The organism is Catenovulum sp. 2E275, assembly GCF_025515275.1.
In the GTDB taxonomy this organism is placed as follows: Bacteria; Pseudomonadota; Gammaproteobacteria; order Enterobacterales; family Alteromonadaceae; genus Catenovulum.
This window is the reverse complement of the sequence record NZ_JAOPFU010000059.1, coordinates 1-19,341: the sequence shown is the minus strand read 5'-3', so window position 1 is coordinate 19,341 and position 19,341 is coordinate 1. Positions and strand designations below refer to the sequence as shown.

Sequence of the window (19,341 nt, the reverse complement as noted above, 5' to 3'; positions counted from 1 at the left end):
GTGTCGCCCGGGTGGTGGAATTGGTAGACACAAGGGATTTAAAATCCCTCGATCGTAAGATCGTGCCGGTTCAAGTCCGGCCCCGGGCACCATTTTTTAAATCCCATCTTAAAATTGTCTAATTAAATAAGTTTTCAGCTTTCGTTTGAACTATAACTAAAATTTATTAATTTTTTTATTATTTCACAGTTTAATTTTCTCAGTCTGTCTATACTTAACTCTTATATTAAATTTTTACCTAATTAATTGAAATTTAGGGTATTACGTTTAAGTCGTCACACTAGGAGAATTTTATGTCTGAGGGTAAATGTCCTTTCAACCATGCTGCCGGTGGTGGTACAACAAACCGTGATTGGTGGCCAAAACAATTAAGATTAGACCTACTACACCAACATTCCAATTTATCTAACCCACTTGATCAACATTTTGATTATGCCGAAGCTTTTAAAAAGCTAGACTATAAAGCATTAAAACAAGATTTAACGGATTTAATGACTGACTCTCAGGACTGGTGGCCAGCCGATTTTGGGCACTATGGTCCTTTATTTATTCGTATGGCTTGGCACAGCGCAGGGACTTACCGAATTGGCGATGGACGAGGTGGTGCAGGTACAGGTACTCAAAGATTCGCACCATTAAATAGCTGGCCAGATAACGTGAGTTTAGATAAAGCTCGCCGTCTTTTATGGCCGATTAAACAAAAATATGGTCAGAGTATTTCGTGGGCAGATTTAATGGTTTTAACCGGTAATGTCGCATTAGAATCAATGGGATTTAAAACCTATGGTTTTGCTGGTGGCCGCAAAGATGTATGGGAACCTGAATTAGATATTTATTGGGGTACAGAAACCACTTGGTTGGATGATGAGCGTTATACCGGTGACCGAGATTTAGAAAATCCATTAGCAGCAGTACAAATGGGGTTAATTTATGTGAACCCAGAAGGACCTAATGGTAACCCTGATCCAATTGCGGCAGCTCATGATATTCGCGAAACATTTTCACGAATGGCAATGAATGATGAAGAAACCGTAGCTTTAATTGCTGGTGGTCATACGTTTGGTAAAACTCATGGCGCTGGTGATGCTGCTTTAGTTGGAGTTGATCCAGAAGCTGCACCACTAGAAGAGCAAGGTTTTGGTTGGAAAAGTGCCCATGGCTCAGGTAAAGGTGGCGATACCATTACCAGTGGTTTAGAAGTAACTTGGACGCAAACGCCGGCTAAGTGGAGTTATTATTTTTTTGATAACTTATTTAAATATGAATGGGAATTAACTAAAAGCCCTGCAGGCGCTCACCAGTGGGTTGCAAAAGATGCGGATGAAGTTATCCCTGATGCGCATGACGCTTCTAAAAAACACAGACCAACTATGTTAACAACGGATCTGTCATTAAGATTTGATCCTGAATATGAAAAAATTTCACGCCGCTTCCAAAAAAATCCATTGGAATTTGCTGAGGCATTTTCTCGTGCATGGTACAAATTAACTCACCGTGATATGGGGCCAAAAGCCAGATATTTAGGTAGTGAAGTACCATCTGAAGATTTAGACTGGCAAGATCCAATTCCAGCGGTTGATCACGAGTTAGTTAATGATGCGGATATCGCAGCATTAAAAGCAAAAATCTTGACTACAGGGTTAACCGTATCCGAATTAGTTGCAACAGCATGGGCATCGGCCTCTACTTTCCGTGGCTCTGATATGCGTGGTGGTGCAAATGGCAGCCGTATTCGTTTAGCGCCACAAAAAGACTGGGAAGTAAATGAACCAGCACAACTTGCCAAAGTATTAACCGAGCTTGAAAAAATTCAGGCTGAATTTAATAGCAGCCAAAGTGGTGGGAAGAAAGTTTCATTGGCTGATTTAATTGTACTAGCTGGCTCGGCCGGTATTGAACAAGCGGCACGAAATGCAGGTTCAAGTGTTGATGTACCTTTTGCACCTGGCCGAATGGATGCTTCTGAAGAATTAACTGATGTTGAATCTTTTGAGTATTTAGAGCCGAGAGCGGATGGTTTTAGAAACTATCAAAAAGCCGATTATCCGGTAAGAGCTGAAGATTTATTAATTGACCGCGCTCAGCTTTTAACATTAACCGCGCCAGAAATGACAGTATTAATGGGTGGTTTAAGAGTATTGGATATTAATACCGGTAATAGCCAGCACGGTGTATTTACTGATAAACCACAGGCGTTAACGAATGACTTTTTTGTTAACTTGCTAGATATGTCTACTCAGTGGAAACCGGTTGATGGTGAAAAGCTATATGAAGGTTATTGCAGAGCAACAGGCGCTAAAAAATGGAGTGCAACCCGAGTCGATTTAGTATTTGGGTCTAACTCGCAGCTTAGAGCTATTGCTGAAGTGTATGCAAGCTCAGATGCCAAACAGAAGTTTTTAGATGACTTTGTAGCGGCTTGGGTAAAAATAATGAATGCAGACCGATTTGATCTTAAATAACGCTATTTAAGATTATTTAAGCCAAGTAAATTAAAAGCAGCCTAGTTGAATAAACTAGGCTGCTTTTTTGTTTGTATGGTTAAATCAATCACCAACCTAAATAAGTAATATAAGCATAAATTTCTTTTGCTAAGCGATTATCTCTGGGGTTTAAACCTGTTCTGGCAAATAACTGACGTTGACGATAATGTAAGGTCAGATATTTTTTGGCGGCTTGCTGACGATGTTTTACCGTTGCTAATGCCCAGCGGTTATCAAACTCTGACCAAATATCCAAAACCGGAATATCCAAGTTGGCAATTTTTTTCGCAAGGTTTTTATTAAGCTGATATTCGGGTAAATAAGGTGAGATTAATACCAAAGTATCCGGCAACTGAATATCACCGGCAGAAAGCGCTTCAATTAACCAGCCTGCGGTTGCCCCTTGTGCCACATATAAAACTAGCCCTGGGTAGTTTTCTGCTTCGGTATTTAACGCATTTAGCATTATTTTAAGCTGAGTTTTTACTGCGCTGGCATCGGCTTCGCTAATTTGTTCTGCCCCCTTAATTGGCTGGGCTGTTAGTGTTTTAGCTTGCTCTTCATTTAATTGCCATACTCCGGTTAAATCATTTGGCGCTATACTGCCAATGGTTACCCATCCGTAATCATTTAATTTATCTGGTAAATTAGAAAAACTTTGGGATTGATATGCCTGTAAATTAATATCCGGCAATAAAAGTGCTTTGCCGCGAGCACTTGGGCCAGTTTGTTCATTAATTAATACCGGAATACTTTGCTCTGCGGCCATCACCGTTTTTATTTGGTCAGCCGGAAAATAACGGGTTAAATCATCAAGTTGATTTTGTGAATGCGTTAATTCGGCGGCATTTAAAGCTAAACTGGCAGCAGTAAATAAACTGATATTCAGTTTAAATAATGTCGGCTTAATCTCAAATTTTAGCTTCACAATAAGCACCTGATAGTTAACATATTTGATATTAGCTTATCGGCAGCAAAGTTTGTTTTTTAAGTTAAAGCGAAGAAATAAGTTTAACTAATTGAGCTAAGCGCTCGTTGGTTAGTTGGCGGTAATCAAAATAAGGCGCAACAATAAGTTTGTATTGTTGGTTAATCGCAAAATGTGGCGTTAACCAAGTTAGCTCAAATTCAAAATTTAATTTAGCTGCATAAGTGCGACCTGCAATAATATGAATCCGGTTTTGGTTAAAATCCGGTTTAGAAAATAACAAAGCAAATTGACCATTATCCGTTAATAAACTGTCATCTCTTAACATTTGCCAGCTTGTATATTGAGCTGGTTTCAGCGCAAATATCAGTTTGGCAAAACAGTTAAATACTTTACGCCAGTTATTGCTGGTATTGGCTAAAATAAAGTCCAGTTCTCCAGGTTGCAAACCCGTTAATTCATCCATTTCTATATATTTATCGATGGGTGGCCTGTGCTCAAAATAAACCGCAATTTGAGCTTGCTGGTCGCCAAAACCTATATCTGAATTATGCATAATTTAAGGTCTTTATTGATTAAAACGGACAAGCAGCATAAAACTCAAGATTTTCACCACTTATCGGATGGCTAAATTGAAGCCTTTCGGCATGCAATTGCAATCTGGGCGCTAGTGCTAAAGCTTGCGGGTGCGCATATAATCTATCACCTAAAATCGGGTGACCTAAAGCGAGCATGTGCACTCTAAGTTGATGAGAACGTCCCGTTATTGGGTGTAATAAAATCCGGCTAGACTCTGTGTCTTTACCAATCACTTGCCAGAATGTTGCTGATTTTTTGCCTACATTATGCTCCACCATTTGTTTGGGGCGATTAGGCCAGTCACAAATTAACGGTAGTTCAATCAGCCCTTGTTCAGCAATTGGGTGACCATAAACTCGCGCAATATAATGTTTGCTGGTTTGTCTTTCCTGAAACTGGCGAGCCAAATTAGAATGTGCAGCTTTATGCAGTGCCCAAACCATAATACCAGAGGTTGCCATATCTAACCTGTGCACTATGCCTATTTTGGGCCACACCCTTTGCGCTCGTGCTTCTAAGCTGTCCTGATGCTCAGGTAACTTGCCTCTTACCGATAATAACCCACTGGGTTTATTAAATACGACAATATCTTTGTCGTGATAAATAATCGGTAAAACTGGTTCTTTTGGCGGGTTATAAACAAAACTCATGCGGATATTCAAAAACAATAATTTGGCGTTATTCTACCGTTAAAGCGACAGATCCCAAACTGATTTACTGTTTTCAGTAGCGAACCGCAAAAAACAGAAACCAAAACAGCCTATTTTTGAATTAAAACGGTCTCCAAATTTAGTTGAGCGTTACACACCTGCTTTAGTCAAACAGTTAGGTATTGATGAGATGTGGTTAGATTTAACACAAGGGATTGAGTTACGTTTTAGCCATTCTGTTGGGCAAGTTCAGCAACTTAAAAGTTATGCCATTGCACATAAGCTCAAACGGATTAAAGGGGTAAAATCGCTGCAAGCACCATTTAATATCTAACACGCGCCGCTTGCAGCGTCGTCGTTGAGCTGATTGTTATAGATTTCCGCTATATGGCTTTTTATTCGCTTGGCAGAGTAAACACTAAACGTCTGCGAGAGGAAGAAAATCACCATCACCACAAAGAGCGCGCCGAGCCCATATAATGACAGCGCCTGAACAAACGAGATGGGCTGGACAAATGCCGGCATCATAAACATCACAAGTGCTACTAAGCCGAAGAAGATTGATACAGCAAAGTTCATGTAGTAGCCGATTTTGTCTGAGAGATCTAAATTGACAGCGACCTGCCCTCCCTCGAATTTCAGATGACGGGAAGCTCGGCGAAAGTGAAGAAATGGAAGCTCACCCTTCGACAACTTATGCAAGCGTATGAGCTCCTCCCTATATTCCTTCTCCGCAGGAATTTGCGCCACATACAGGAAATACTCCCGGCTTAATTCGTGCTTTAGAAAGTCTTTGAATTGATCATCTAAGTGGGTGCAATCAAGGGCTTCCATTATGCGTTTGATGCGTTGCCTCTTGCGACCTTCTAAATACTCAGAAATTCTCGGGTAGTTTCCAATTAGCCCAACCATCAGAATTACTGCAAGCCACAAGATATTGCCTGACTGGATAGCGTCTGCAATTTTGTTCGCTATTTCTAACACAATTTTTCCCTATTCATAGCACAGCTTTGGCTGTCCAGTGAAGGCCGTAGGCCTGAACGGTGTTTAAGCGCTTTGTATGGATTAAGTTGTTCTAATGATGACTCGTAAGATGTTTTTGCTAAAGCAACTTCCTCTTTATACAAATGGAGCTGCTCAAGCGATGTAGCATAAGTATCTTTAGCAAGCAGCAATTCGTTCTTTTGGATATTTAATTGCTCTAGTGCTGCAATATATGAATTCTTTGCTGCTTCAGATTGCTCTGATGAATAATAAGCACCAAAAGCAGTGCCTAACATAGCCAGAAAACTTGCACCTAAAGATAAATATGACAATTCACGATTATTCACAACCATAACTCCTTGGTAGCTAACGCTTTAGTATTCATGTACACGTAGTTTGTGTGAATGAATCATTTGTTGAGCGGGCAAACGACACTGTTGTCTGGTTTGATTTATGCTATAGGAATTTACTTTTTAAAGCTAGACTGGCATGGCAGATTGCTTCCTTGTTATTGGCATTTCATCAACTCATTAAACTTGAGTTTGCGCGTAAGTTAATTGTTATTTAAGCCAGTTAGTATATTTATTGCAACTTATTTTTATCGGCTCAGCAAGGCATGAACCAGCCTAATGGATCTTATTTTTATGGACTTTCTTATCTTAAAAGTTTTAGCCAATTCATTTCTTTATTTTGCAGAAAACTGCTCAACTTATGTTTGAATTTTTAGTTGAGCAGATTCTGAATACACTCGGTATATTTATATTGATTTAGCTCTATTAAGCCTGATGACTCACAATAATTAATCTTAATGCATCAAATTTAAATCTGGCTTGTTTGATATGTTGAATTAATTCAGCTTGCTGATTGGCTAGTGTTTCCAGTTCTATAGCGCGAATATTTGGATTCACTTTGGCTAAGCTAGTTAAGCGTTGGAATTCTTCGCCTAATTCCTGCTCTATTTTTTCAACAGCCTGATTAATTAATTGATCAGTTGCTTGTTGTGCTGCTGTTTCAGATTTACCAATTAACTCGTGAATTTGAGTTTGCAGTGCGGTGGCTAATTGAGAACCCACTTGACGGCCAACTGGTTTAAGCTGTTTATTTAAGTTTTCAAAACTGACTTTAGCTGCAAGGTTATTACCGGCTTTATCCATTAAAATACGTACTGGTGTTGGCGGTAAAAAACGTCCTGGCTGTAGGCTTTTAGGCGCGCTGGTTTCAACCACATAAATCAGCTCAACTAAATAAGTGCCTTCGGGCAGCGCTTTGTTATTTAATACGCTAACGGTATTGTTACCCATTTCGCCTGAATTGATCATTTCAAAACAGCCTTGAACCATAGGGTGATCCCAGCTAATAAAACGAACATCTTCACGCGACAATGCGGCATCACGCTCAAAACTCACTGTCATGCCATCGTCACTTAATTCAGGAAAATGAGGCTCAAGCATGTGATCGGTTGGATTTACCGCTAAACACCTGTCACCTTTATCTTCTTGGGCAACCCCATATACATCAAATACTTGTAGCATAAAGGCGACTAATTCTGTGTCATCATCGATTGCTTCAATTTGATCTTTAATCTCATCGCCATCAAACCCTTTGGAATTTATCTCTAATAAAATATCTCGGCCTTGTTCCATTTGCTGATTTAGCTCAGCAATTTGTATTCTGGCTTGTTCAACTAAAGGGGCTAACTGGCTGTCATTATGGTTATTTTGCGCAAGAATCGTTAATAAGCTGTCTTTTTGCTGCTCATAAACATGAATGCCGGCAGGGCAGGTTTGGGCGTAAGCGTTAATACCTTGATGTTGCCATTGGAAAATAGTTTCACTGGCTGACGATTCAAAATAAGGTAAATGAATTTGAATATCATGTTTTTGGCCGATGCGGTCTAAGCGACCAATTCGCTGCTCTAATAAATCTGGGTTCAGTGGTAAATCAAATAAAACCAAATGGCGGGCAAATTGGAAATTACGTCCTTCAGAGCCAATTTCAGAACAAATTAATAACTGGCAACCTTCTTCTTGATCGGCGAACCAAGCTGCTGCGCGGTCACGCTCAACAATGCTCATGCCCTCATGGAATACCGAGGCGTTAATACCTTGTTTAACTCGAATGGCTTGCTCAAGTGTTAGCGCGGTTGAGGCTTTTGCACAAATAATTAAAAATTTATCATTTTTATTTTCTTTAACTAATTCGCTTAACCAATCAACTCTTGGGTCTATTCGCCACCATTCAATATCTTCGCTGATCGCACTTTCGTATAAAAACTCAGGGGTTAATAATGGTTTGACTATTTTTTCGCTCACTTGGTTTTGGCTAATCTCATCGCTGTGACGGTTTAACCACCAGTCATTCGCTGCTTTATATTCTGCTGGCATATCCAGTTTAACCGGTAAAACACAGCGTTTTGGAAAGCCTTTAACCGAGGCGCGGGTATTTCTGAATAAAACCCGGCCAGTTCCGTGCTGATCAATTAACGATTTTAAACATTTTTGACGAGCAGCTTCGCGAGTGGCCTGCTCAGAGCTATTTATATTGGTTTGGGTTTCTTCGCTGAGTGCATTAATGTTTGCCAATTGTGCAAGCTCAGTTTTAGTTAACGGTTTTTCTGTCACCAGTGTTTTTGCTAATTCAGCAATTGCTTGATAGCCAGACTCTTCTTCAACAAAACTTTGATAACTATGGAATCTGTCTGAATCGAGTAAACGCAGGCGGGCAAAATGGCTTTCGTGGCCTAATTGATCAGGCGTTGCGGTTAATAATAATAGGCCGGCTGAACGAGCGGCTAATTTTTCAACGGCTGTATATTCAGCGCTGGCTTCATTTTCGCTCCACTTTAAATGATGCGCTTCATCCACCACAACTAAATCCCAGTGTGCGGCTAAGGCTTGAGATAAACGGTTATCAGAATCACTTAGCAGGCTTAATGGTGCAATAATTAATTGCTCAGTTTCAAATGGGTTTTCATCGCTAGAGTCGTATTCGGCACACCTTTCTTCATCAAAAATGGCAAATTTAAGATTAAAGCGGCGCAGCATTTCAACCAACCACTGATATTGCAGTGATTCAGGTAATAAAATGAATACTCGGGACGAGCGACCGGTTAATAATTGCTGGTGAATAATCATCCCGGCTTCTATGGTTTTACCTAAACCAACTTCATCAGATAATAACACTCTGGGGGCAACCCGTTGACCAGCTTCTTTAGCAATATGTAATTGATGCGGAATTAATGAGGTGCGCGCACCTGCTAAACCAACCAGTGGGTGAGTTTGATATTTATGCTGTAATCTGAGTGAGTCATATCTCAGGCTGTACCAGTCATTACGGTCGATCTGGCCGGTAAATAACCTGTCTTGCGGTTTATTAAATTTTAAATGGTGATTTAAGCGAGTTTCAATTAACTGCGCAATTTCGCCGGTATCATCGCGTTTACCTAAATAAATATTTACGCCATCTTCGGTGACAACTTGCGCAACGGTTAAACTCCAACCTTCTGCACTTTCAACTTTATCGCCGACATTAAAGCTAACTCGGGTTAATGGTGCACTGCCAATCACATATTCGCGTTGTTCTGCGGTGGCTGGAAATAACATAGAAATGCGGCGGCCATTAATTGCGACAATAGTGCCGAGTCCCAAGTCCGATTCAGAATCGCTGATCCAACGTTGCCCTAATGCAAAATCACTCATTGTTTAAACTCACCTTTTTAAGCTGGCGTAAATAAATAGGGCGCGTATGTTACCCAAAGCTCAGCTGGCTTTCACTGAATAATTACCAAAATAACGGTAAATTCGTTTATTTGTTTAATTAAAGAACAAGCTGACCAGTTTTGTGAAACATTTTTTGATTATTTGAAATTGAACAATATAAACAAAGTCAGCCAGTGTTATTTCCACTTACTTATAATGCGCATTTTAAATGGCTAGGGGTTGGCTAAAAAATGGACAATTAAAAATATCCTTATAAATAAATCAAAATAATGCTTGCTCAAAGTTAAATTTAGTCTGATAGTAAAGTTGAGGGTGCAGGGTTGCACTTGGATTTAAAAATAAAAAATGTCGTGATAACCGACTCTGGAGGCAAGATGACCGAGCCACTCGCTAAAATTTATATTTTAGACACTAACATTCTGCTGCACGAACCTTTCGCTTTTCTCAACTTCCAAGAACATGACGTATATATTCCAATGACAGTATTGGAAGAACTCGATGACATTAAAGACCGAAAAAAAGATGTTAGCCGAGATGCCAGAATTGCAATTAGGGCATTAGAAGAAGCCCTGCAAGATGCCCCGCCAGAAGATATTATTCAAGGGGTCAGTATTGCAAAATACTCTGCTGACCACAGCTCAACTGGTAACCTTGCTATCTTCCCCGACCACTTACTCAATAAAGAACTTGTTACCTTACCCGGCCCTGAAAATGATAATCAGATAATCAATGCCGCTTTGCATTTGCAAAAAGAAAAAGCGCCGCGTCAGGTCGTGTTAGTTACTAAAGATATAAACATGCGGCTAAAAGCTAAAGGCGCAGGTTTAGAACGGGTTGAAGATTACCGAACAGACCAATTAATTTCAGATATTAAATATTTGAGCACGGGTTATGTTGAGGTTGAAGGTGAATTTTGGGAAAACGTTAATAAATGCGACAGTGAAGTCAATGGCCGTGAAACTGTGCATACAGTTGAGCGAAATGTATTACCGCAAACCGTATTTATTAACCAATATATTTATGATCAAAATCATCACTTTGCCGGCAAAGTAATCGAACATAATGATAAAACAGTAAAACTGAAAGATTTAGGTTACGAGCGCATGATGGGACGCACCGCGTGGGGAATTTCACCTAAAAACTTCCATCAGGCGATGGCGCTAGATGCCTTATTAGATACCAATATTGATTTGGCATTATTAACCGGGCCTGCCGGTAGTGGTAAAACCTTATTAGCTTTAGCAGCTGCGCTTGAAATGGTGGTTGAAAAAGGGATTTACGAAAAAATTATCGTTACCCGAAATACCCCAGAAATTGCAGAGTCAATCGGCTTTTTACCCGGTACAGAAGAAGAAAAAATGGCACCTTGGTTAGGCGCTATTAGTGACTCGCTGGACTTTTTACATCGACACGACGAATGCCGCGATAGCAGCATGCGTTATATTATGGAAAAAGCGAATATTCAGTTTAAGTCGGTTAACTTTATGCGCGGGCGCAGTATTCAAAAATCAGTGGTGATTTTAGATGAATGTCAGAATATGACTTCTTCTCAACTCAAAACCATTATTACCCGCGCTGGTGAGGGCACTAAGCTGATTTGCTGTGGTAACCTCGCACAAATCGACAGCAATTATTTAAGCCCGCTGACCTCAGGTTTAACTTATATTGTTGAACGGTTTAAAGATTTTGAAGGTAGCTCAACGGTACATATTGCTGGGGTGATGCGTTCAAGACTGGCCTCTTTTGCCGAAGAAAACTTGTAAATTAAAACCATTCGATTAGAGCAATTATTTAGACTTTAATTGCTCTAATCTGTTTTGGGCGGTAATCACAACTTTTTGTTTTTCTTTTTCAGAATAAAAAATCCAGTCTAGTTTTTCGTCTTTACTGCGACCACACCCAATACAAACTTCATCCATGTTTAATCGGCAGTCGCCAATGCATGGATTCTTTACTTTATCAGTATGAGGTAGTGTGCTCGTCGACATAAAAACTCCTAAATTTAAGAACAATTTTTGATTTTATCAAAAAATTGATTAAAACCCTGTTAAATCTCGCTATACTGAAATCAATTTAATTTTCAAAGGCAGTAATTATATGGTAATTGACAGAGATCAGGCATTGGAAAGATTGGCTGGCAATGAAGCTTTACTTGATATGTTAATTAAAAAATTCATAACAGACAATCAATCTGCTGCTGATAAGTTAAATGAATTAATTGCAGATAATGACTTGGAGGAAGCTGGTCGTTTTGTCCATTCAATTAAAGGGGCCGCAGGAAACTTGAGTATGAATCAATTATTTTTGTCGGCTAAAAACCTGGAAAACTCAATTAAACAGCAAAATCAGATAGATGCTCAGCTTAAAGCAGATTTTGAGCAAGATTTGCAAGCCGTTTTAAATTATCAGAATTAGTCTTTTCAGTTTATGACTCCAGATGTAAACCGACAAACTATCTTAATTGTTGATGATGAACCGATTAATATTAGTGTATTAGCGCAAAGTTTGGCTTTACATTACAGAGTTAAAATTGCGACTAGCGGTGAAAAAGCTTTAACAATAGTCAATTCGGGAGAGCCTCCAGATTTAGTCTTGCTAGATATTCAAATGCCGGATATTGATGGTTACGAAGTGCTGATTAAAATGCGCCAGCAGGATGAAACAAAAAGCATTCCTGTGATTTTTATCACAGCCAAAGATGCCGCCGAAGATGAAGCGAAAGGGTTGGATTTAGGCGCAATGGATTATATTACCAAGCCGTTTAATTTACCTGTAGTTAATGCTCGAGTTCGCAACCAGTTGGCGTTAAAACAAAAAGCCGATTTGCTTGAAAGGCTTGCGCTCATCGATGGTTTGACTGAAATTCCAAACCGGCGTCACTATGATAATCGTTTAGCTAATGAATGGCGTCGTTGTATCGATGAAGGGCAAAATATAGCTATCATTATGATAGATATAGATGAGTTTAAGTCGTTTAACGATCATTATGGTCATGCTCAGGGCGATTTAGCACTTAAACAAGTTGCTGCTTTAATAACAAGTCAGTTACGCCGAAGTTGTGATTTAGCAGCTCGATATGGTGGAGAAGAATTTGTTGTTTTACTGCCCGGTTGTACATTACAAAGTGCACAAATAATAGCAGAAAAAATCAGAGTTGCTGTTTTTGAACAGGGAATTGTTAACGAATATTCCAAAAATCGGCAAATTACAGTAAGCTTAGGCTTGGCATGTATCCAAGCTAAAAGTGCGTATTCTCCAGAGTACTTACAGACTAGTGCCGATAATTTATTATATCAAGCCAAAAATAGTGGCCGAAATCAGGTTGTTTCAGCTCAGATTGATTCTGAATTTAACGCCAATAAAACTAAATAAGTGACCTCCGTGGATAAGCAAGAACCCTTATTAAAATCATTTAAAACCTTATTAAAAGAGCAAAGCTTTTCATCGCAGGCGGATATTGTTGAAGCTTTAAAACAGCAAGGGTTTGATAATGTTAGCCAATCTAAAGTCTCTCGCTTGTTAAGCCGCTTTGGTGCGGTTAGAGCACGCAATGCCAAACAAGAAATGGTATATTGTCTACCGCCTGAATTAGGTGTTCCAACAGCTGAAAGTCCACTTAAACAATTAGTATTAAGTGTTAACCATAATCAATCTTTAATTGTGATTAAAACCTCCCCCGGGGCTGCTCAGCTTATTGCCAGAATGTTAGATTCACTTAATCATGATTTAGGTGTATTAGGCACAATTGCCGGTGATGATACCATTTTTATCGCGCCGGTGGATACCGGATTAATAGAGCAGGCTCAGCAGCAATTAATCGACTTTTTTGAAACTGTATAAACGGTTTTAGCGCTTATTTATTATAAGCGCTGTTTAACTCTTATTTTCTGGTTTTCTTATTCATGTATGCGCATCGGCTAATGCTTAAGCTGTCAAAACTGGATATACAAGACTTAAACAAAAGCAGCAGCCAAACCAAATAACCCACCAAAAAAACCACCCCAAACAACCAGCCAGCCTAAATGATGTTTAATCATATCCTGAACTAAAGTTTTTACCATTTTAGGAGTTAACTCATCTAAACGGGCAATGACAATTTGCTTAACTTTTTCTCTTAGTTGAGCAACTACATCAGGTTGTTCTACTGATTCTCTAACTAGCTCGTTAAAGGTATCGCTTTCGCTGATTTCAATGATCTTTTGTTTTAGTTTGCTGATAAAAGGTTGTTTAAGTGGTTCAATAACTGATTCACCGCCAAACATAGCCAGCATACTGCCAAATTTAGATTCATTAATGGTATTAACTAATGAGTCGTAAGCGGGTTCAAAATCGACTTTCTCAATAATTGGGGCAAAATTAAAATGGCTGGCATGGCCTTGTTGGTCGCTTAAAAATTTATCAATGTTCTCGTGATTAAAAAATTGCTCCATCATTAAATTTTCAATCGCTTTTTTAAACTCATTAAACCGGGCTTCTATTACCCCAGAACCATAAAGGCCGGGCACTTTTTCAAATAGCATGTGAACCGCTAACCAGTTGGTAAATGCGCCGGAAAGCGCAAACAATCCAACCGAAAATACTATGGCCTGATCAGCAAAATAACCAATGGCGGTTAACGCGGCTGCAATTAAATTAACTAACAAACTCTTGTTCATTTACAGATTCCAAAGCAAAAATTAGATTTATGCTATATATTTCATTATTATCAATCAAGTAATCGAATAATAAAACTGAGAGATTAAATGTACACGGCTTGTTATGCCATTTTAAAAAAGCTTTCATTAAATTCACTTAAAGCCCGAGTTGTTTTATCTATTTTGGCTTCGAGTTTGGCGATCACGTTAATTGTTATTGCAATTTTTAGTAGTTATCACTACAAATCTATTTATGCTCAGGTTGATAAAGATGTGCAGGCCAATATTGGATTAGTCAGGGAGCCTATATCAGAAGCTCTATGGAGTTTTAAAGAGGAAACTACACAATTTGTATTGACTGGTTTAGTTCAGCAGCCTTTTATTTCTGCGGCAGAAATAAAAAGTGAAACTGGAGAGGTTTATTTAGTGGGTCAGCCTCAAGGAGACGCTAAATACACTCAACAATTAAGTTATCAAAGGGAATTGGTCGGGACAATTCATGTATGGATTAATAATGATGAAATAAACCATTATATTCAGAATTCACTGACTAATATTGCACTCATTTTTATATTATCGTCAGCTTTGATTACGTTGATTTCAATTAAGTTGTTTGACTACATGGTATCGCGCCATTTAATTGTGATTGCTAGAAGCCTTAAAACTTACAATATTAAAGATGACTCTGTAGCAGAGATTTCACTTGAGAGAAATACAATAGTTGAAGATGAGTTAAGTAAAATTGTTGCTAACCTCAACCGGTTAAATCGTGATACCCATAACTTTATTAAAACCAAGCAAAAATTTGAAGAACATCTCACCTTTCAAGCCAATTATGATGATTTAACAGGTTTACCAAACCGCAGATATGGACTCAAACTATTAGAAAATGTGATTGAAGATTGCAATGAAAATGATGCTTTCTCATTAATGTTTATTGATTTAGATGGCTTTAAAGAAATCAATGATACTCACCAACATTTAATTGGTGATGAAATTTTAAAAATGGTTGCCGACAGGCTTAAAAAAGTGGCTTATTCGTATCCAGCGCATGTAGCACGTATGGGCGGCGATGAGTTTATGTTTGTGGTTAAATTAACCGGTAATGATGCTGAAAACCTCGCTAATATTATTATTCATACTTTAAAAGCGCCTTATAAAATTAATAATGATATTTTAGCATTAAGTTGTAGTATCGGGATTGCAGTTTACCCAAATGATGCTGATAGTGGAACGTCACTAATAGCTAATGCAGATACAGCCATGTTTGAGGCTAAATCGGCGGGTAAAAGCCAGTTTAAAACTTTTTCGGCTAATATGTTTGAGGCTTTGCTATATAAATCTCAGCTTAAAAATGCAATTGGCTCAGCTTTAGATAATGGTGAAATCAGTGTTTGTTTTCAGCCAATTTTTGCCATATCAAGCAGTGAAATTGTTGGATTTGAAAGTTTATGCCGCTGGAATCATCCTAAATTTGGTCAAGTCAGACCGGATATATTTATTGAATTAGCCGAAGAAACCGGCGATATAGTTAAAATTGATCGTTTTGTATTAAGTGAAACGGTTAAGCTGTTACACCAGTTAAGTTTTGAATACCCCAAATTATTTGGCACAGTGAATTTTTGTCCGCTGGATTTTTCACAAGAAGATTTATTACATTACATTAGCCAGTTGCTGGCGAAATATCCGCTGGAAAGCGCTCAACTAGAAATAGAAGTAACCGAACGCTCACTATTGCAAAACGATATTCAAAGTAATGTTCAGCACACATTAAGTGAACTGGATAAACTGGATATAAAAATTGCGATAGATGATTTTGGCACGGGTTATTCGGCGCTGAGTTATGTTAAGCATTATCGCCAGTACATTTCTAAAATTAAAATAGACCGCTTATTTATCCGTGATATGGTGCTGGATAAAGCGGATGCTGCTTTGGTAAATTCAATTATTCAAATGGCACACGGGTTAGATATGATGGTGGTTGCAGAAGGCATAGAAACTGATGCTCAACGCACGGTTTTACAAAGGTTAGGTTGTAAGTTTGGGCAAGGCTATTTAGTGAGTAAACCTTTGCCTTATCAGGATTTTGTCGATTTATTGAGTGAAACTCAATTAGTATAAGTGATAATAATGAAAGCAGTTTTAAGAAAATTATGTGCACCGGTTTTAAATATATTTGAACAAGGAACAGAGCCTTATAAATATAAACCGTTAAACCGGACTATTTTAAATGTAGTAGGCGGATTATTTTTATTATTGGCAATTGCCCTAGTTTATATTGTGCCCGCTAGTTTAGATGGAAAATGGTTACCAGTTGTGATTTTTGGCACCGCCAGTTTAGTTTGTTTAATGGTTGGGGGTTTAGGCACAGACAGAGCAGTTTCAAAAATCTGGGGCAATAAATAACAACTAATAACAAATCATAACGGCTGTTACACTAAATAACTGTAGCGCAAGGAAAGCATATTGAGTTATCACTATGAAATATCTGTATTCAATATTTATACTGCTACTGGTGATGATTTTTTTGTTATTGTACTGGCTTTATCCAGAGCACTCTGCAAACCAACCCTCAATTAAACCGGCTGATAACCAGTCGGTTAATGCACTACCGGAAACAAGTCTACCCGAACCAGAAATAAACAATCAGCAACCGGAGGCTGAAATTAAAGCGGTTGATAATACCCAACCAATAGCGCTTGATATTAATCCCCAAGTTAAAGACATTGAGCCGGTTGAAGCCAGTTTAGGTGTATTGGCTGATTTACTGGCCGAGCAGGATTACCAAACGCTTAATGATCAGCAAAAACTGGCATTATTATTAGCCATTGATCAGTGTTTAGAGTTTTCACAATTTGTTAAGCAAAACACTATGCAAATTCCCGCGAGTGAAATTGAAGCGGCTGATCCGGTTAAGTTGCAAAAAATCAATAATTGTCAGGCATTACCAGCGCAGGCCTTAGTTGATTTAAATCAGCAGGCTGAACAGCTAGCACTGAATGCCCAAAGTGCAGAACTTAAAATTCAAGCCGCCATGTTATTGTCTCATTTACCCAGCATCAGGCGAAGCCAAGATGCACCGCCAGAAGATCCTTATGTTCATTATCAAAAACAATTAATGTGGCTGGAACATGCCAGAGCGCAAGGGAGTTTAGAAGCTCTGTTAAGTTTGGCTATGCGTTATCAGTATGGCGAAGCGCCCGATCCAGTAACTGCAACCAGTTATTATTTTGCGCTTGAGCAATTAGCGCCACAATATCAGTTAGCCGAGCAGGTAAAATCGCTTACAGAAAACTTAAAAACATGGCAACTGGAACAAGCCAAACAAAGCAGCCAGCTTTATATTAAAGAAATGCGCTCATTAGATAATTTATATAGCTGGTAATGGGGCTATTTTTCGGTTAAATAAACAAATTTTTCAGCTAACTGCTCAACTGTTTCTTTGTGGTTTGGATCTGGGATGATGCAATCAATCGGGCAGACGGCAACGCATTGTGGCTCATCATAATGGCCTACACATTCGGTGCATTGCGCCGAATTAATTTGATAAATCTCAGCGCCCATCTCAATAGCTTGATTAGGGCATTCCGGCTCACACATATCACAGTTGATACAATCGTCTTCAATTAATAATGCCATTATTAGCTCCTCGCCAATTAAGCTGTTTTATAAGGCGCACGGGTATCTGTGCCTTTGGGTAAATTGCGTAATAAAATGGATTTATCTAAATCGGCGACTCTAATATGATTAGGCAGGCGCACTTTTACTTTATGACCTGAACCTTTTGCTGAATCAATTATCTGATTATTTTGATCGTATAAGTCTTCCAGAATAAAGTTGTGGTTGCCTTCAGTCGTCATCAGTTCGAGCGAATCATCAATTGAGAATTTATTTTTTACATCCACCACTATGGTATTAGCTTTTAGATCAAACTCGATGATTTCACCTACCAATTGCTGTAATTCGCTTACAGAACTTCCGGTCTGATAATTTTGATAACTGTCGTGGGTATGGCGGCGCAAAAAGCCCTCGGTATAGCCGCGATTACTTAGCTTATCTAGTTCAGTTAATAAATTAGGGTTAAAACTTTTATGCAGGTAAGCGTCTTTGATTGCTTGACGGTAAGTTTGGGCGGTGCGAGCAACATAATAAAAAGATTTAGTCCGGCCTTCTATTTTGAGTGAATCAATGCCGATTTCCAGTAAACGATTAATATGCTCAATTGCACGTAAATCTTTGGAGTTCATAATATATGTGCCGTGTTCGTCTTCAAACGCAGGCATAAATTGGCCGGGCTTTTCTTTTTCTTCGAGTAAAAAAATGTCGGACGTTGGCTGTTGAATATGAACTATATTACCAGCTTCATCTTCGGTGGCCGGATGAGCTTGATATGACCAGCGGCAAGCGTTAGTACAAGTGCCTTGGTTGGGATCACGCTTATTGATATATCCAGATAATAAACAGCGGCCAGAATAAGCCATGCATAATGCGCCGTGGACAAATACCTCAAGTTCTATATCTGGGCAAAGTTGACGGATTTCGGCAATTTCGTCGAGCGATAATTCACGCGATAAAATAACCCGCTTAATCCCTTGTTTTTGCCAAAACTGAACTGTGGCATAATTAACCGCATTGGCTTGTACCGATAAATGAATCACCTGCTGCGGAAAGTGTTCGCGCACCTGCATAATTAAACCGGGATCAGACATAATCAGCGCATCTGGTTTTAGCTCAATAACTTGTTTAATGTCTCGTAAAAAGGTTTTTACTTTGCCATTGTGCGGCGCAATATTGTTCACCACATAAAACTGTTTACCTAAGGCGTGGGCCTCTTCAATTCCGGTTTTTAAATGGGCTAAATCAAATTCGTTATTACGCACCCGCAAACTGTATCTGGGTTGGCCTGCATAAACAGCGTCTGCGCCATAAGCAAATGCAAATCTTTGATGTTTTAAACTGCCTGCCGGTAATAATAACTCAGGTTTCATAATAGCCCCGCTGGTGGTGAATTGTTCGGGGTATTTTAACCATGTTTTTTGTATGGTTTTTTGATCTGGTGCAAATAAAAAAGCCGCAAATCATAAGCCGTTTTCAAACGTTGAGTTTATTTTTTGCGGCTAGGGTCTGTTGATCTTTTGAGTACAATTTTGCAGCAGTTTGTTTGGTATTTATCCAAGGCATAGCGATTGCCGTGTAGTGAGCTACATAAATGAGCTATAACGCAGAAGAAATGCCAAACAAACGCTGCCTTTAGGTTCGTTCTAAATGCTTTTTACTCTTTGTTACCTACATGGATGTAGGTAAGGGGCGAGAGCATGGAGCGGAAGCTTTGCAGCATTTTGACTTAATCCATTAGGCCTTCAA

Annotated in this window: 20 protein-coding genes and 1 tRNA gene; 11 read left to right on the top strand and 10 right to left on the bottom strand. The window is 39.0% G+C overall.

From position 1 onward, the window contains the following. The first annotated feature begins 5 nt into the window (after positions 1–5). Together N7931_RS17570 and katG are read left to right on the top strand one after the other, a co-directional pair. Positions 6–92: transfer RNA gene (locus N7931_RS17570), tRNA-Leu, on the top strand. Between the two features lie 201 nt (positions 93–293). Next, positions 294–2,462 carry a catalase/peroxidase HPI gene (katG, locus tag N7931_RS17565; RefSeq protein WP_262795652.1) on the top strand — a complete coding sequence of 723 codons (2,169 nt, stop codon included), beginning with the start codon at positions 294–296 and terminating at the stop codon, positions 2,460–2,462. 88 nt (positions 2,463–2,550) lie between these two features. Here katG and N7931_RS17560 read toward each other — a convergent pair whose 3' ends face one another. The 3 genes from N7931_RS17560 to rluA form a co-directional block, all read right to left on the bottom strand. Further along, positions 2,551–3,411, bottom strand: a complete 861-nt coding sequence (locus N7931_RS17560; protein ID WP_262795651.1) for an alpha/beta hydrolase family protein — start codon at positions 3,409–3,411, stop codon at positions 2,551–2,553. Between the two features lie 64 nt (positions 3,412–3,475). Continuing rightward, positions 3,476–3,967 (bottom strand): DUF6942 family protein, encoded by a 492-nt coding sequence (locus N7931_RS17555; RefSeq protein ID WP_262795650.1) that lies wholly within the window; start codon positions 3,965–3,967, stop codon positions 3,476–3,478. A 19-nt stretch (positions 3,968–3,986) separates the two neighbouring features. Continuing rightward, entirely contained in the window at positions 3,987–4,640 is a 654-nt protein-coding gene (rluA, locus tag N7931_RS17550) for a bifunctional tRNA pseudouridine(32) synthase/23S rRNA pseudouridine(746) synthase RluA (protein WP_262795649.1), read from the bottom strand. Positions 4,641–4,830: 190 nt separating this feature from the next. Here rluA and N7931_RS17545 point away from each other — a divergent pair, with 190 nt between their 5' ends. After that, positions 4,831–4,974 (top strand): hypothetical protein, encoded by a 144-nt coding sequence (locus tag N7931_RS17545; protein WP_262795648.1) that lies wholly within the window; start codon positions 4,831–4,833, stop codon positions 4,972–4,974. Here N7931_RS17545 and N7931_RS17540 read toward each other — a convergent pair. Beyond that, positions 4,971–5,624 carry a hypothetical protein gene (locus N7931_RS17540; protein ID WP_262795647.1) on the bottom strand — a complete coding sequence of 218 codons (654 nt, stop codon included), beginning with the start codon at positions 5,622–5,624 and terminating at the stop codon, positions 4,971–4,973. The two genes, N7931_RS17545 and N7931_RS17540, sit on opposite strands and share 4 nt — an antisense overlap. Continuing rightward, positions 5,618–5,971 carry a hypothetical protein gene (locus tag N7931_RS17535; RefSeq protein WP_262795646.1) on the bottom strand — a complete coding sequence of 118 codons (354 nt, stop codon included), beginning with the start codon at positions 5,969–5,971 and terminating at the stop codon, positions 5,618–5,620. Before N7931_RS17535 ends, N7931_RS17540 begins: the two co-directional genes overlap by 7 nt. A gap of 53 nt (positions 5,972–6,024) precedes the next feature. On the opposite strand from N7931_RS17535, the gene N7931_RS17530 reads away from it, so the two are divergent. After that, the gene (locus N7931_RS17530) at positions 6,025–6,192 is read left to right on the top strand and encodes a hypothetical protein (protein ID WP_262795645.1); all 168 of its coding nucleotides are present in this window, start codon (positions 6,025–6,027) and stop codon (positions 6,190–6,192) included. Positions 6,193–6,400: 208 nt separating this feature from the next. Here the strand turns inward: N7931_RS17530 and rapA are convergent, their stop codons facing one another. After that, positions 6,401–9,322, bottom strand: a complete 2,922-nt coding sequence (gene rapA, locus N7931_RS17525) for an RNA polymerase-associated protein RapA (RefSeq protein WP_262795644.1) — start codon at positions 9,320–9,322, stop codon at positions 6,401–6,403. A gap of 395 nt (positions 9,323–9,717) precedes the next feature. On the opposite strand from rapA, the gene N7931_RS17520 reads away from it, so the two are divergent. Then, positions 9,718–11,106, top strand: a complete 1,389-nt coding sequence (locus N7931_RS17520; RefSeq protein WP_262795643.1) for a PhoH family protein — start codon at positions 9,718–9,720, stop codon at positions 11,104–11,106. Between the two features lie 24 nt (positions 11,107–11,130). Here the strand turns inward: N7931_RS17520 and N7931_RS17515 are convergent, their stop codons facing one another. Beyond that, positions 11,131–11,331, bottom strand: a complete 201-nt coding sequence (locus N7931_RS17515; RefSeq protein ID WP_262795642.1) for a DUF1289 domain-containing protein — start codon at positions 11,329–11,331, stop codon at positions 11,131–11,133. 109 nt (positions 11,332–11,440) lie between these two features. Between N7931_RS17515 and N7931_RS17510 the strand changes: the two genes are divergently transcribed. Genes N7931_RS17510 through argR form a run of 3 tightly spaced genes read left to right on the top strand, consistent with a single transcriptional unit; the run spans position 11,441 to position 13,183 of the window. Continuing rightward, positions 11,441–11,758, top strand: a complete 318-nt coding sequence (locus tag N7931_RS17510; protein ID WP_262795641.1) for an Hpt domain-containing protein — start codon at positions 11,441–11,443, stop codon at positions 11,756–11,758. A 12-nt stretch (positions 11,759–11,770) separates the two neighbouring features. Continuing rightward, positions 11,771–12,715, top strand: coding sequence for a diguanylate cyclase (locus N7931_RS17505; RefSeq protein WP_262795640.1), 945 nt, complete (start codon positions 11,771–11,773; stop codon positions 12,713–12,715). Then, entirely contained in the window at positions 12,716–13,183 is a 468-nt protein-coding gene (gene argR / locus N7931_RS17500) for a transcriptional regulator ArgR (protein WP_262795639.1), read from the top strand. Between the two features lie 113 nt (positions 13,184–13,296). Here argR and N7931_RS17495 read toward each other — a convergent pair whose 3' ends face one another. Then, the gene (locus tag N7931_RS17495; RefSeq protein ID WP_262795638.1) at positions 13,297–13,998 is read right to left on the bottom strand and encodes a DUF445 domain-containing protein; all 702 of its coding nucleotides are present in this window, start codon (positions 13,996–13,998) and stop codon (positions 13,297–13,299) included. 87 nt (positions 13,999–14,085) lie between these two features. On the opposite strand from N7931_RS17495, the gene N7931_RS17490 reads away from it, so the two are divergent. The 3 genes from N7931_RS17490 (at position 14,086) to N7931_RS17480 (ending at position 17,362) form a co-directional block, all read left to right on the top strand. Then, the gene (locus N7931_RS17490; RefSeq protein ID WP_262795637.1) at positions 14,086–16,098 is read left to right on the top strand and encodes a bifunctional diguanylate cyclase/phosphodiesterase; all 2,013 of its coding nucleotides are present in this window, start codon (positions 14,086–14,088) and stop codon (positions 16,096–16,098) included. 9 nt (positions 16,099–16,107) lie between these two features. Beyond that, entirely contained in the window at positions 16,108–16,383 is a 276-nt protein-coding gene (locus N7931_RS17485; RefSeq protein WP_262795636.1) for a hypothetical protein, read from the top strand. A 121-nt stretch (positions 16,384–16,504) separates the two neighbouring features. Continuing rightward, complete coding sequence (locus N7931_RS17480) at positions 16,505–17,362, top strand: hypothetical protein (RefSeq protein ID WP_262795635.1); 858 nt, start codon at positions 16,505–16,507, stop codon at positions 17,360–17,362. 5 nt (positions 17,363–17,367) lie between these two features. Here N7931_RS17480 and N7931_RS17475 read toward each other — a convergent pair whose 3' ends face one another. Both N7931_RS17475 and yegQ read right to left on the bottom strand, forming a co-directional pair. After that, positions 17,368–17,616, bottom strand: coding sequence for a YfhL family 4Fe-4S dicluster ferredoxin (locus N7931_RS17475; protein ID WP_262795634.1), 249 nt, complete (start codon positions 17,614–17,616; stop codon positions 17,368–17,370). Positions 17,617–17,633: 17 nt separating this feature from the next. Beyond that, the gene (yegQ, locus tag N7931_RS17470; protein ID WP_262795653.1) at positions 17,634–18,968 is read right to left on the bottom strand and encodes a tRNA 5-hydroxyuridine modification protein YegQ; all 1,335 of its coding nucleotides are present in this window, start codon (positions 18,966–18,968) and stop codon (positions 17,634–17,636) included. Positions 18,969–19,341: the final 373 nt, after the last annotated feature.

Bases quoted from the DNA above. Each gene is read 5' to 3' on its own strand.
- katG (WP_262795652.1), top strand. From the start codon at position 294: ATGTCTGAGGGTAAATGTCCTTTCAACCATGCTGCCGGTGGTGGTACA.
- N7931_RS17555 (WP_262795650.1), bottom strand. From the start codon at position 3,967: ATGCATAATTCAGATATAGGTTTTGGCGACCAGCAAGCTCAAATTGCG.
- rluA (WP_262795649.1), bottom strand. From the start codon at position 4,640: ATGAGTTTTGTTTATAACCCGCCAAAAGAACCAGTTTTACCGATTATT.
- N7931_RS17545 (WP_262795648.1), top strand. From the start codon at position 4,831: ATGTGGTTAGATTTAACACAAGGGATTGAGTTACGTTTTAGCCATTCT.
- rapA (WP_262795644.1), bottom strand. From the start codon at position 9,322: ATGAGTGATTTTGCATTAGGGCAACGTTGGATCAGCGATTCTGAATCG.
- N7931_RS17520 (WP_262795643.1), top strand. From the start codon at position 9,718: ATGACCGAGCCACTCGCTAAAATTTATATTTTAGACACTAACATTCTG.
- N7931_RS17515 (WP_262795642.1), bottom strand. From the start codon at position 11,331: ATGTCGACGAGCACACTACCTCATACTGATAAAGTAAAGAATCCATGC.
- N7931_RS17510 (WP_262795641.1), top strand. From the start codon at position 11,441: ATGGTAATTGACAGAGATCAGGCATTGGAAAGATTGGCTGGCAATGAA.
- N7931_RS17505 (WP_262795640.1), top strand. From the start codon at position 11,771: ATGACTCCAGATGTAAACCGACAAACTATCTTAATTGTTGATGATGAA.
- N7931_RS17495 (WP_262795638.1), bottom strand. From the start codon at position 13,998: ATGAACAAGAGTTTGTTAGTTAATTTAATTGCAGCCGCGTTAACCGCC.
- N7931_RS17490 (WP_262795637.1), top strand. From the start codon at position 14,086: ATGTACACGGCTTGTTATGCCATTTTAAAAAAGCTTTCATTAAATTCA.
- N7931_RS17485 (WP_262795636.1), top strand. From the start codon at position 16,108: ATGAAAGCAGTTTTAAGAAAATTATGTGCACCGGTTTTAAATATATTT.
- N7931_RS17475 (WP_262795634.1), bottom strand. From the start codon at position 17,616: ATGGCATTATTAATTGAAGACGATTGTATCAACTGTGATATGTGTGAG.